Below are 12269 nucleotides of genomic sequence, written 5' to 3' on the forward strand. Positions count from 1 at the left end.
AGCACGCAACGCAGCGCTCGCCAGCGAGATCGCGCCGCACTGGGGTGCGGCGCTCCCAGTGGCCGGGACTATGATCGAGGCCTGCACGTTCATCGACCGGGTGACGCCCGCGATGATGTTAACCAGCGGATCTATTTGCGCCTAATTGCGTTCATTTGCGGCCAAATACTCTTATTGGGATAATCTGTGTTCATCTGTGTTCATCTGTGTTCATCTGTGGACAAAAGATCTTTCCAGGATCAGGCGCAGGCCCCGCTGTCCGCCCCCGGCAACGCGGCGAGCGCCGCCAGGAACCGCTGTGTCTCAGCCTCCAGCGCCGCCAGCAGGGGCGCTGCCGCGCCCAGTTCCCCGGACTTGCCCAGCGCATCCAGGGCGCGCGCCAGCCGGACCAGTTCGCGGCCGCCCAGGTTGGCGACGGACCCGACCAGGGTGTGGGCGGCAATGCGGATGCGTTCCACATCGGCCGTCTCGACCCCCAGCCGCAACTCGGCCACGCGCTCCGGTATGTCCGCCAGCGCGGCCTCGATCACCACGCTGAGGTCGCCGATGGCCTCGCGCAGTGCCCCGATCGCCCGCTGGTCGATCGGGCTGACGGCGGGAGGCTCGCTCGCCGGCGCAAGCTCAGACCCGCTCGCGGTCATCGCGTCCGCGTCCGGCGCCGCCGCGGCCGGGGCTTGGGGGCGGCGCCACCAGTGGTCCAGGGTGGCGAGCAGGTCCGGGGCGCGGATGGGTTTGGGCAGGTAGGCGTCCATGCCGGCGGCGAGGCAGCGGTCGCGCTCGGCCGGGTAGGCGTGGGCGGTCAGTGCGATCACGATCTGGTGGCGGCCGTCGGCCGCGTGCTCGCGCTCGCGCAAGGCCCGGGTGGCGGTGAGGCCGTCGAGCACGGGCATTTCGCAGTCCATCAGCACTACGTCGAAGGACTCGGCGGCCAGGGTGTCCAGGGCCTCCTGGCCGTCGCTGGCGATGCGGATGGCGCACCCGGCGCGCCGCAGGATACCGTTCAAGACCATCTGATTGACATGATTGTCCTCGACCGCCAGGACCCGGCAGCCGTCGAGGCGCAGGCGCGTCGGCGTCCGCTCCACCTCGGCCGGATCGGCATGGCCGCCCCCGAACAGCAGCGACAGGGCCTCGAGTAATTGGGTGCGGCGGATGGGCTTGACCAGGGCGTCGTCGGCGCCCTGCTCGCGCGCCTTACGGCCCTCTCCCACCTCGTCCATCGAGGTCTGCAGGACCACCCGGACGGCGCGCAGCGCCGGGTCGGCCCGCAGGTAGGCGAGCACCGCGAAGCCGTCCATCCCCGGCATCATGCGGTCGAGCAGGATCAGATCGAAGGCCCGCCCCGCGGCCTTGGCCTCCTCGATCAGCCGGACCGCCGTGGGCCCGTCCGGCGCCTCGGTGCAGCCCATGGACCAGGCACTGCACATGCGCTGCAGGTAGAGCCGGTTGGTGGCGTTGTCGTCCACGATCAGGACGGTGCGGCCCGCCAGCACCCCCAGGTCGCTCATCCGCCAGGGGGGCGCGGCGGGCTGGGCGCTGGTCTCCAGGGCGACGACGAAGCTGAAGCTGCTGCCCGCGCCGGGGCTGCTCTCCAGGTCCAGGGTACCGCCCATCATCTGCACCAACTGGTTGCTGATGGCAAGCCCCAGGCCGGTGCCGCCGAAGCGCCGGGTGGTGGTGTTGTCGGCCTGGCGGAAGGCCTCGAAGATGTGGTCACGCGCCGCGGGGTTGACCCCGATGCCGGTGTCGCAGACCGCGAACCCGACCGCCGGGCGTGCGGCCTCGGCCTCGTCGAGCCACACCCGCAGCCCCACCTCCCCGCACTCGGTGAACTTGATGGCGTTGCCGATCAGGTTGATCAGGACCTGGCGCAGTCGGGTCGGGTCACCGATGACATTGGTCGGGACCTCGGGCTCGACGTGGCAGATGACCTCCAGGCCCTTGCCGATGGCCTTGCCGGCGAGCATCTGCACGGTCTCCTCGGCCAGCTCCGGGAGGTTGAAGGGGGTACGTTCCAGTTCCAGCCGGCCGGCGTCGATCTTGGAGAAGTCCAGGATGTCGCCGATCACCCCCAGCAGGCCCTCGGCGGAGCTGATGCCGGTGTCCACGTAGTGGTCCTGCTCCTGGGTCAGCTCGGTGCCCTTGAGCAGCTCCAGCATCCCCAGGACGCCGTTCAACGGGGTGCGGATCTCGTGGCTCATGCTGGCCAGGAACTGGCTCTTGACGTTGGCCAGGTCCACCGCCCGGTCCCGGGCCTGCTCCAGGATCTCCGCCTGGTCGGCGGTCACGGTCACGTCCTGCACCAGCACCACCCGGTCCCCGGACTCCCCGTCTACGGTCTGGACATTGAAGGCGCGGCGGCGACCGTCCTGATCTTCACACCGGTGGGGCAGGACGCTGAGGCCTTGCGGGTCGAAGCGCGTGAGGCCGCCGCACTCCCGGGCGAAGCGGTCCATGGTGGCGTTGAAGGCCTTGAAGCCCTCGGGGGTGGCGGACATGACCCCGATGTCCAGGGCCTGGGTGGCGGCGAACAGGATGTCCAGGTCCCGCGCCTGGCGGTTGGCGCGCAGGGTGCGCATGATGGAGGCGATGCGCATCAGAAAGATGTTGATCGGGTCGTCCTTCCAGATCAGATCGATGGCGCCGGCGTTCAGGGCGTGCTCGATCACGTCCTTGCGCTGGGAGTGCATCACCACCGTGATGTCGCGGGTGCGGTCGTCGGTGAGTAGGGCGCGGCACAGTTCATCGCCATTGCCCCCCGGCATGAAATAGTCGACCACCGCGAGTTGGGGCTTGTGGTGCCGGGCCACCGCGACCGCCTCGTCCATGGAATTGGCGATCACCACCGCGTAGCCGTTGTTGCGCAGCAGGTCGCTATACTTGGCACAGACCGTCGGAGAATCATCGACGAACAGGATGGACCCGCCCAGTTGCTCGCGGTTGCGCAGGAGCTGACGGGCGCGCCAGTCGCCCAGGCCGCCGGCCTCGCTGTAAGTCGTCAGAAACTTACGCATCCGGTAGGGCAAAAGCGTCAGGTCCTCCTTGAGCTGGATATCGTTGTTGGGGCGGCGGCTGGCGAGTTGATAGGCGCGATCATCCGGCTGCTCGGTGAAGATCATCACCGCCAGTTGGTCCAGGCGCCGTTCGGCGCCGATGCGCTCCAATAATTCCCAGCCGTTCATGCCGGGCATCAGCCAGTCCAGCAGGAGCCCGTCGAACGGCTGGCCCCCATCCAGGGCCGCGAGCAACAACTGGTAGCCGTCCTGCGCGTTGCCGGCGGCGCTGCAGGCCATCCCGGCGGCGCTGAGCGACTGGGTACAGACCGCGCGCATGGTCGGCGAGTCATCGACGATCAGGACGCGGAAGCGGGTCTGTTCAGGCATGGTCGGGACCCGGGCGCAGCAATCCCAGGCTCGGGTGCCCCGGGGCGCGCCGCGCGATCTCCCGCAGGTAGCCCTGGGCCAGGTCCTTGAGGCCCTTCTTGTGCAGCAGCAGGGCGATCAGGGCGAGGGCCTCGACATAATCCGCCGGACTCAGGCGCAGCTCGCCCTCGTCCACCGCGTGGAGCAGAGCCTCAGCCACCTCCAGAGCCTCGAAATCCTCGCCGCAGTCGGCCAGGACGCGCGCCTTGCCGAGCCGCGCGCGAGCGTCCGCGGGACGGCTTACGAGGACGACATCGAAGGTGCGCAGGGCCTCGGCGAAACGCTTGGCCTTGTAGTGGGCCTCGGCGTGGGCGAGGCGGGGGTCACCGATGAGGGGCGCCGGTGCCGACGGCGCCACGGTTACGGAGCGGGCTGGAGAGTGGGTCGGACGGGGCAGCGGGGTCGGGGTCTGGTGGACAGACGGGAGACTGTCGTCGCCGGCCGGCATACGCGCACCTGGCGCCGGGGCCGTTGCGCCGCGTACCGCGCCAGCGCGGGGCTGACCGGCGCGCGCCGGGGTGGCCGCGCCCGTGGGGCGGAAACCGACGCAGCCGTCGAGTTCCTGCATCCGGAACTGCTCCCGGGGGATGTTCCACTCCGCATGGTCCACGAACAGCCAGCCGTCCGGCTCCAACAGACGCCCGAGCACGGCCAGCGCGCGGCTGGTGGTCTCGGCATCGAAATAGATCAGCAGATTTTCGCAGAAGATCACGTCGAAGCGCCGGGCCAGGACCGCCGCCGCGTCCTCCAGCAGGTTGACCTGATAGAAGCTCACCCGCCCCAACAGGGCCGGCTCCAGGCGATAGGTGCGCGGACCCCGGGGGGTGAACCAGTGCTGGGCCGTGGTCGGGTCGGTACGGCGTAACGCGAGCGGTCCGTAGTCCCCGCGGCGCGCATCGGCCAGGCAGGTCGCGGAGATGTCACCGGCCACGAGCTCCACCGCCCGGGGCGGGATGCGGTGCTCCTCACACAGGATGGCCAGGCTGTACGGCTCCTCCCCCCGGGCGCAGGGCAGGGACAGGATCCGCGCCGGTTGAGCGGGACGGCAACGCATCAGCTCCGGGATCAGGCGCGTGATGGTGACCCGCATCTGGTCTTGGGCGCGAAAGAAATAGGATTCGTTGGTGGTGATGGCGTCGATGAAGGCCTGGGGCGGCAGGACCCCGCCCTGCAGCCGGTTCAGATAGATGACCGGGTCCAGTCCGTGGCGCTCGGCCTCCAGGCGCACCGCCAATTCCACCGGGGCCTGATTCTGCTCGGTGATACTGATACCGGTGCGGCCGCGTATCCAGGCCCGCAGGGTCTCGCCGACCACGCGGGGGTCGCTAGCGTCGGTCATGTGCGTTCATCCCGGACAAGACTCATCGCTGGCGTCATCGTCCCTCTCCCACCCAGCGCACGATCAGCCGCGCCAGTTCCGGGAGCGGCTGGCCGTGGGTGACGATGCCGCGCCTGATGGGTGCCCCGGGCATCCCGTCGACCACCGCGGTGGCCGGGTCCTGGACCAGGACCTTACCCCCCGCGGCCTTGATCAGGCCCAGGCCCTCGGCGCCGTCGTCCCCCAGGCCGGTCAGGACCACCCCGCAGGCGCGCACCCCGGCCGCGGCGGCGACGCTCGCGAACATGCGATTGATGTTCGGGGCATAGACCGATTCACCGGCGGGCTCGCAGTGCAGCCGGCCGCCCGGGGTCAGGACCAGATTACGCCGCCCGCCTTCCGCCAGATAGACCCGGCCCGCCGTCGGCACCTCGCCATGCCTGGCCACGGCCACCGGATGCCCGGTCTCCTGGCTGAGCCACAGGGCCAACCCGTCGCTGAACTCCCGGTCGATATGCTGACTGATCAAATAGGAGGCATCGAGCCCCCGGGTCACCTGGGCGAACAGGGTGGCGAGCGCGGTGGGTCCGCCGGTGGAGCTGCCCACGGCGACGACGCGGGTCCCGGCCGGGTGCATGGACGGCGGCGGCGCTGGTCTGGCGGCGGGCGCCGCCTGCTGCGCCCCCAAAGCACCGCCGGTCCCGGGGGCCGCGGGGTTCAGGGTCAGGACGGTACGCATCTTGGCCAGCAGCATTTCACCGGCGGCGAGCAGGGCCTCACGGGTGACCCGCTCCCCGGGGCGCGCCTGCAGCGCGGGGGTTCGGGTGTAGTCCAGGGCGCCGGCCTTGAGGGCGTCGAAGACATAGGTGGTGTTGCGCCGGATGGTCGCGCTGCTGATCAGGATGCGCGTGGGGCAACTTGCCATGATGCGCCGCGTCACCTCAACCCCATTGATATCCGGCATGTGCATGTCGAGCAGTACCAGTTGCGGGCGCAGCCGCTGCGCGGCCGCCACGCCATCGGCCCCGCAGCTTGCCTGTCCGAGCAGCCGGAAGCCCCCATCCGCCTGGATCACGGCGCTGGTGACCGCCCGGGCGACGGCCGAGTCATTGACGATCAGGACCCCAGGGGCGGCGGCGTGCTCAGGCATCACGGGCTGTCCCGGGGGCGGCGGCGCGCGCCGGGGCGCTCGCCAGGAGTTGGGCGACCAGGGCCAACATGGCGTCGGTGTCGAACTCGGACTTGGTGACATAGCGGTCGGCCCCGGCATCCAGGGCCTTGTCCCGGTCCTCGGCCCGATCCTTGTAGGACACCACGATGATGGGCAATTGCCGGAAGCGGTCCAGGCCGCGCAGGGTGCGGATCAGCTCGATGCCGTTCATGCGCGGCATGTCGATGTCGGTGATCAGGATGCGGTAGTCACCCGCCTTGGCCTTGTTGAGCCCGTCCACCCCGTTTACCGCGGTGGTCACCTGGTAGCCGGCCTGCTCCAGAAAATGCCGCTCGACCTCCCGCACCGTCACCGAGTCCTCGACCACCAGGACCTGGGCGGCCGTCGCGGCCTCCTGGGCCGGGTCCAGCGCCGCCGCGGCCTGCAGCCCCGCGGGCGCCAGAGAGCCGACCCCTTCGCGCAGGTGCTGCAGCAGATCGGTGACATCCATGATCAGGGCCACCCCGCCGTCGTCCAGGAGCGTCAGCCCGGAAACCTCCGCGACCTTGCCCAGCCGCTCGTCCAGCGGGCGCGCCACCATGTCCAGTTCGTCGATCACCGCCTCCACCAGGAGCCCGAAGCGGCGCCCGCCCTCCTCCAGCACCAGCAGGTGCTTGCGTCCCACCTCCTGCTGGATCGGCGCCAGGCCCAGGATGCCGTGGAGTTGGAACAGCGGCAGGGTCTCACCGTCCAGATGGACCGCCAGGCGGCCTTCCAACTCACGCAGTTCGCTCTGGGCGAGGCGTCTGATCCGGGTCACCTCGGTCATCGGAAAGGCGTAGCGTTGGTCACCGAACAGGGGGTGACGGCCGCCGACCACCAGCAGGCAGCGGGTGAGCGACAGGCTCAGCGGTACGTGCAGTTCAAAGCAGGTGCCGCGACCGGGTTCGCTGCGGACCGCCACGGTGCCGCCGCTGGACTCGATCCCCGCCTTGACGATGTCGAGCCCGAAGCCGCGCCCCGAGGTGGTGGAGAGGCTGCGCGCGGTACTCAATCCCGGCAGAAACAGGAACTGCATCCGCTCCTGGCCCCCCAGTTGCGCCCACAGGGCCGGGGTCGTATGCCCGGCGGCCACCACCGCGGCCTCCAGGCGCCCCAGATCGATGCCGGCCCCGTCGTCGCCGACCCGCAGGCGCATCAGGGCCCCCACGCGGTGCGCCGCGAGCGTCAGGCGCCCGGCGGCGGGCTTGCCCTGGGCCTCCCGCGCCGCGGGCGGCTCGATGCCGTGGTCCAGGGCGTTACGCAGCAGGTGCAGCAGGGGGTTGCGCAACTGCTCCAGCACGGCCCGATCGATGCGGTTGTCCTGGCCCTCCAGGTGCAGTTCCACCCGCTTGCCCAACTCCTGGGCCAGGTCCCGGACCATGCGCGGGTAGTCGTCGAAGAGGTCGGACAAGGGCAGCAGGCGCGCCTGGGTGACCTCATCGGCCAGGCCGTCGGCCAGGTAATGGAAGCGACCCTCCATCCGCTCGTGGGTTTGTGTGAGTCCATCGAGTCCGCCGGTGGTGGCGGCCAGCCGCTGGGTCACCTGGCGCAACGCCTCGTGCAGGGCCTCCCGGTCCAGGTCATCGCCGAGCGCGCCCGCCAGCAGCCGGCTGAGGCGCTGACCGGCGCGCGTCAGCTCCCGGGTCAGGCCGCGCAGTTGATTGCGCTGCCCGGCGAACGAGGCGACGGCCACCGTCAGCTCCCCGGAGAGGCGATGCAGGCGGTCGAGTTGCTCGTAGGCGAGCCGGGTGCGTTGGCCGCCGGCGGGCAGGTCGGCGGGGAGGTTGGCGGGAAGACCGGCGCTCGGCGCGAGCGCGACCGTCAGCGGCGGATCGGCCGGGGCGCCGACGAATGCCGGGTGGAGCGCGGTCGGCGGTGGTTCGGCCGCCGGGTCGGCGGACGCGGGGAGCGGGTCGGCGGCCGGCGCCGGCGGCGCACAGGGCGCGAACTGACCGCTCTCACGCAGGCGGGCAAGCTGTTCCAACAGGGGCTCGAGCGGCGGCGCCGCGGCCCCTTGCCGCAGGCCGGCCAGCAGCGACTCGATCCAGCGCAGGCCGCAGTCCAAGGCCGGCGGGAGGCCGGCGGACAGGTCCGGGGCCTCACCGTCCAGGGGCCCGTGCAGCAGGTCCTCCAGGGCCCCGGCCACGGTGCGGATGGCGTCGCAACCGACGGCCCGGGCCGCGCCCTTGAGCGTGTGGAAGACCCGCGGCAGGTCGTCATCGCCGCTGGTCCCGCTTGTCCCCGCCAGCAGGAGGCGGGCCGCGGCGACCTGGGTGGTGACCTCCTGCGCGAAGATGCCGAGGAGGTCCAACCCGCAGTCCCCATCGGTGGCGCGGTCCAGGGGCTCCGGGGGTTCCGGGGGTTCCGGGGCCGCCGGGGGCTCCGGCGGTGCCGGTGAGGGCGCCGGGAGGCCCGCCCGCTCGGCCTCGACCCGCGCGGTGAATTCCGCCAGGTCCGGCCAGGGGGTGCCGGCCAGCCGGGCGGCCAGGGTCTCGCGGATCAGGTCCACGGCCATCAGGCACAGGTCCACGGTGGCCGCTCGCCACGGGAGCCGGCCGTCGAGCTGGTCGTGCAGGACGTCCTCCAGGCGGTGCGCGAGGTCGCGCTCCTGATCGCACTGGACCGCCCGGGCCGCCCCCTTGAGGGTGTGGAAGACCCGCATCAGGGCCTCGATGTCGGCCCGATCCGGCGGGCCCTGCTCGAACGCGAGGGCGAGGCGGGTCGCCTCTTTGAGGTTGGCCGCCACCTCCTCGCGGAAGATCTCGATCAGCTCGTTCATGTCGGCGCCCCGGGCGCCAGGTCCCGCAGCAGGCCCAACTGCGCCGGCGCGAGCAGGTCCGACAGGCAGATCTCCTGGGTCATGACCCCGTCGATCAGCCACAGGTCGGTACAGCCGCCGACCCGCGCGCCCAGAACCGGGGGCCGTCGCTGCTCATCGCCCAAGGTCCTGATCCCCGCCACGGTGTCCACGATCAGCCCCAGCGGGTGTCCGGCGGCGGCGAAGCGCAGGATGCGGTTGCCGCGCTGCCAACCCGCCGGGTGGGCGCCGCCCAAGCGTTCGGCCAGGGCCAGCACCGGCAGGACCTCGCCGCGCAGGTTGAGCACCCCGGTGATGAAGCCCGGGGCGCCGGGCAGCGGGCTTAAGCGCACCGGCATCAGGATCTCGTCCAGCGCGGCGAGCCGGGTCAGGAACCGCCCGCCGGCGGCCGTGAAGAGCAGGGCCTCCATCGGCTTGACTCAGACCCGGAAGACGGCGACGGCGCTGGCGAGTTGGGTCGCCATGGCATTGAGCTCATAGGTGACCGAGCGGGTCTGGCTCGCCGCCTTGGCGACCATGTTGGCCGACGAGAGCATTTCAGTGGAGGTGGTCTGGACCATCCGCGCGGCGTCCGCCTGGGCGCGCACCGACTCCAGGATCATGGTCATCTGCTCCTGGATGCGGTCCATGGCCGCGTTGATGGCGACCAGCGCCTGGCTGGTCTCCCCGACCAGGGCGACCCCATGGTGAATCTCCTCGGACGACTTGTCCATGGCGAGCGCGGAGGACTCGGTGGCGCGCTGGATGTCGCGCACCATGCCGCTGATGTTGCCGGCGGAGTCGATGGAGCGGTCCGACAGGCGCCGGATCTCCTGGGCCACCACCGAAAACCCCTTGCCCATCTCCCCCGCCTTGTTGGCCTCGATGGAGGCGTTGAGCGAGAGGAGCGTGGTCTGGTCCGCGACCATGGAGATGGTGGCCACCGCCTCGTTGATGTCGTCCATCTTGTCGTTCAGGGCCTTGATCCGCTCGGCGGTCTGGCGGGTCGAGAGCCCGATGGCGTCCATCGAGGACATCATCTGGGTGGACTTGTGGTTGCTGTCGGTGACGATGCCGGCGATCTCGCCCACGTTGCGCCCCACGGTCTCGGAGGAGGAGACCAGGGTGGCGGCACTCTGGGACATCTCGTTCAGTGAGGCGGAGAGTTCATTGACCGCGCTCGCCTGTTGCGAGGAGGAGGCGGCCTGCTCGGTGGACGCGGCCTGGATCTCGTTGATCGAGGAAGAGAGTTGCACGCTCGCCCGCTGGATTCGCTGGACCAGGCCGAGCAGGTTCTCGCGCATCTGGTTGAAGGAGTCGGCCAGGGCGCCCAGTTCGTCACGGCTGGCGACCTCCACCATGTAGGTCAGGTTGCCGCGGGCGATCTGATGGGCGCCGGTCATCAGGGTCTCGATTGCGGCGACGATGGGCCTGGGCACCGTGACCAACACCAGGAGCCCCACCGCGAATCCCACCAGGGCGGTGCCGCCCACCAGCCACAGGGCCTGGGCGCCGGTGTCCTGCAGACCGGTGCTCTCCACGTCGATGTCGCGCCAGGCGCTCGTGGTCAGTTCTTCGGCCAGCGTCAGGATGCGGTCGGCGGCGGCGACCAAGGCCTGTCTCCGGGTGGCGATCTGCGCCTGGGTGTGGGTCCCGGTGCTGGTGTCCTGGGTCAGTCTGGTGCCGATCTCACGCAGTTGCGCGGTGTAGAGGCCCAGCGCCTTGCGCAGGTCGGCCAAACCCGAGGCCAGCCCGGCGGCGGCAACGTCCGCCCGCAACGCCTCGAGTTGGGCCGCCAGTTCCGCCGCGCTGGTGCGGGCGGCGTCATTGAGCGCCGGGTTGTGGGAGGCGAAAAAGGCCTCGAGCTGGACGCGCTCCGCGAGCAGTTCCCGGGTCAGCCGATCCAGGGTCCGCCCCAGGGCTGCCTGGCCGGCACTGGCGGTGCCTTGCTCCGGCCAGGCGGCGGCGGTCAGGTCCCGGGCGCCGGCGATGAGCGCATCCAGGTGACCGGCCAATTGCCGCTCGCTGCCTTGCAGTGCCGCGTCCTGCTCCGCCAGGGCCTTGTGCAAGGCACTGACCTCTTTGATTTGGGTGTTGAAGCGGGCATCGAACTCGTCCAGGGCCGCGATCAGTGCGCGGTGCTGGGCGGTCACGTTGGTCCCCGCGGAGCTTGCGATCTGCCCGACCAGCGGCTTCAACTGCTCCACCCGCTCCCGCGCCCGGGCGGCGAGACGCAGCACCTGATCCTGGGCGCTCTGGTCGTCGAGCAGCAGATAGTCGCTCTGGGCGAGCATGGTGCGATAGACCGCGGTCTTGATCTCCTCGCTGACCTGCGCCAGGTCCGCGTGGCGGCCCAGTTCCGGGATCCCGTCCGTGGTCAAGTCGTGCAGGGTCCGCACCGAAACCGCCCCCAGGACCAGGATCACCAGGGTCAGCAGCCCGAGCGCCAGGTTCAGCTTACGCTTGAGGCTCAGGCCGCGGACGGCGGCGCGCCCACCCCCGGCGGACCCCTTCATCAGGCCCCCGGGCGACGGCCGGCCGGCCGTCGCGCGCGACCCCGGGTCGGCGTCGTCCGACCCATGGAAGGGCATCCCGCTCTGGACCCCGTCGGGCTCGGGAACGACGAAATCCCCGCCGTGCTCGGACTGCTGGGCCTGGCTCGGGTCGCGGGCGTGGTCGCCCTTCTGGTCGGCACTCATGAGTGGTCCTCGTGATGAATGTAGGTGTGGTCCAGGGTCCGCCCCAGGGACTCAAAAATGACTGAAGCCGGCGGCAAGCAGGGGCCCCACGTCCAGCAGGGTCAGCGACCGGCCCTTGTGCTCACCCACGCCGACGCGGCGGATCGGCGCACCCGCGGCCGCCGCGGCCTGGGGCTGGAAGCTCTCGGGGTCCAAGGCCTCCACCGACTCTACCGCGTCGACCGGCAACCCGGTGCGGCGACCGCGCCGATCGCGGACCACCAGGGTCCGATTGGCCGGTCCCAGCCGATAGCCGGCACTGATCCCGAGCAAGGCGCCGGTATCGAGCAGGGGCAACAGTTCACCACGGACATTGGCCAGTCCAAGCACCAGGGCGCTGACGTGCGGCAGCGCGATCCCGGTGGTGACACTCGCCACCTCATCCAAGGCCTGCATCGGCAGGGCGAAGCGCTCACCCGCGACCCGCACGATGACGAAAACACGATCCGTAGAACTTTCCACGGGGTCGAGCGCCTGGGCATAGCGCCCGGTCCAATGCTCGAGTTCGGCCGCGGGCAGGGGTGCGGCGGACGGGGTGATGGCGGCTGGATCGGACATGACGGGCGGTTGTTTTAATGCAGGATTCAAGTGAGTGCCGGGCGAGCAATGACCTCGGAAGTTTCTCAGGCTGGCGCGCATTATGCGCCGTCGGAAGATTCGCGGATCGCCCGCGGAAAATTTTCCCGGGGTTTCGCAGTGGGGGGGCCGCATCCCGCGGCCGCTGTGTGCGGCCGGGAGATCCCGGGTACGCTGTCGTTGTCGTTGTCGTTGTCGTAATCGAATAATCCGACCACGATTACGA

At 70.5% G+C, this 12269-nt stretch carries 7 protein-coding genes; all 7 read right to left on the reverse strand.

Going from position 1 to position 12269, the window contains the following annotated elements; genetic code table 11:
* Positions 1–239 precede the first annotated feature (239 nt).
* Genes QZY48_RS26235 through QZY48_RS26265 form a run of 7 tightly spaced genes read right to left on the reverse strand, consistent with a single transcriptional unit; the run spans position 240 to position 12025 of the window.
* Entirely contained in the window at positions 240–3383 is a 3144-nt protein-coding gene (locus tag QZY48_RS26235) for a response regulator (protein WP_295436481.1), read from the reverse strand.
* Positions 3376–4761: a protein-glutamate O-methyltransferase CheR gene (locus tag QZY48_RS26240; RefSeq protein WP_295436482.1), complete on the reverse strand. Its 1386-nt coding sequence runs from the start codon at positions 4759–4761 to the stop codon at positions 3376–3378. Before QZY48_RS26240 ends, QZY48_RS26235 begins: the two co-directional genes overlap by 8 nt.
* Before the next feature lie 34 nt (positions 4762–4795).
* A complete protein-coding gene (locus QZY48_RS26245; RefSeq protein ID WP_295436483.1) occupies positions 4796–5890 on the reverse strand; it encodes a chemotaxis protein CheB in 1095 nt (364 codons plus the stop codon).
* Positions 5883–8711, reverse strand: a complete 2829-nt coding sequence (locus QZY48_RS26250; protein ID WP_295436484.1) for a hybrid sensor histidine kinase/response regulator — start codon at positions 8709–8711, stop codon at positions 5883–5885. Before QZY48_RS26250 ends, QZY48_RS26245 begins: the two co-directional genes overlap by 8 nt.
* Positions 8708–9160, reverse strand: coding sequence for a chemotaxis protein CheW (locus QZY48_RS26255; protein ID WP_295436485.1), 453 nt, complete (start codon positions 9158–9160; stop codon positions 8708–8710). The genes QZY48_RS26250 and QZY48_RS26255 overlap by 4 nt, the downstream gene beginning before the upstream one ends.
* A gap of 9 nt (positions 9161–9169) precedes the next feature.
* Positions 9170–11428, reverse strand: a complete 2259-nt coding sequence (locus QZY48_RS26260) for a methyl-accepting chemotaxis protein (protein WP_295436486.1) — start codon at positions 11426–11428, stop codon at positions 9170–9172.
* A gap of 51 nt (positions 11429–11479) precedes the next feature.
* Positions 11480–12025 (reverse strand): chemotaxis protein CheW, encoded by a 546-nt coding sequence (locus tag QZY48_RS26265; protein WP_295436487.1) that lies wholly within the window; start codon positions 12023–12025, stop codon positions 11480–11482.
* Between the last annotated feature and the right edge of the window lie 244 nt (positions 12026–12269).

It is taken from the genome of uncultured Thiodictyon sp. (assembly GCF_903828115.1).
GTDB lineage: Bacteria > Pseudomonadota > Gammaproteobacteria > Chromatiales > Chromatiaceae > Thiodictyon.

Excerpts from the sequence above, each read along its gene's own strand:
- QZY48_RS26235 (WP_295436481.1), bottom strand. The coding sequence starts at position 3,383 with ATGCCTGAACAGACCCGCTTCCGCGTCCTGATCGTCGATGACTCGCCG.
- QZY48_RS26240 (WP_295436482.1), bottom strand. The coding sequence starts at position 4,761 with ATGACCGACGCTAGCGACCCCCGCGTGGTCGGCGAGACCCTGCGGGCC.
- QZY48_RS26245 (WP_295436483.1), bottom strand. The coding sequence starts at position 5,890 with ATGCCTGAGCACGCCGCCGCCCCTGGGGTCCTGATCGTCAATGACTCG.
- QZY48_RS26250 (WP_295436484.1), bottom strand. The coding sequence starts at position 8,711 with ATGAACGAGCTGATCGAGATCTTCCGCGAGGAGGTGGCGGCCAACCTC.
- QZY48_RS26255 (WP_295436485.1), bottom strand. The coding sequence starts at position 9,160 with ATGGAGGCCCTGCTCTTCACGGCCGCCGGCGGGCGGTTCCTGACCCGG.
- QZY48_RS26260 (WP_295436486.1), bottom strand. The coding sequence starts at position 11,428 with ATGAGTGCCGACCAGAAGGGCGACCACGCCCGCGACCCGAGCCAGGCC.
- QZY48_RS26265 (WP_295436487.1), bottom strand. The coding sequence starts at position 12,025 with ATGTCCGATCCAGCCGCCATCACCCCGTCCGCCGCACCCCTGCCCGCG.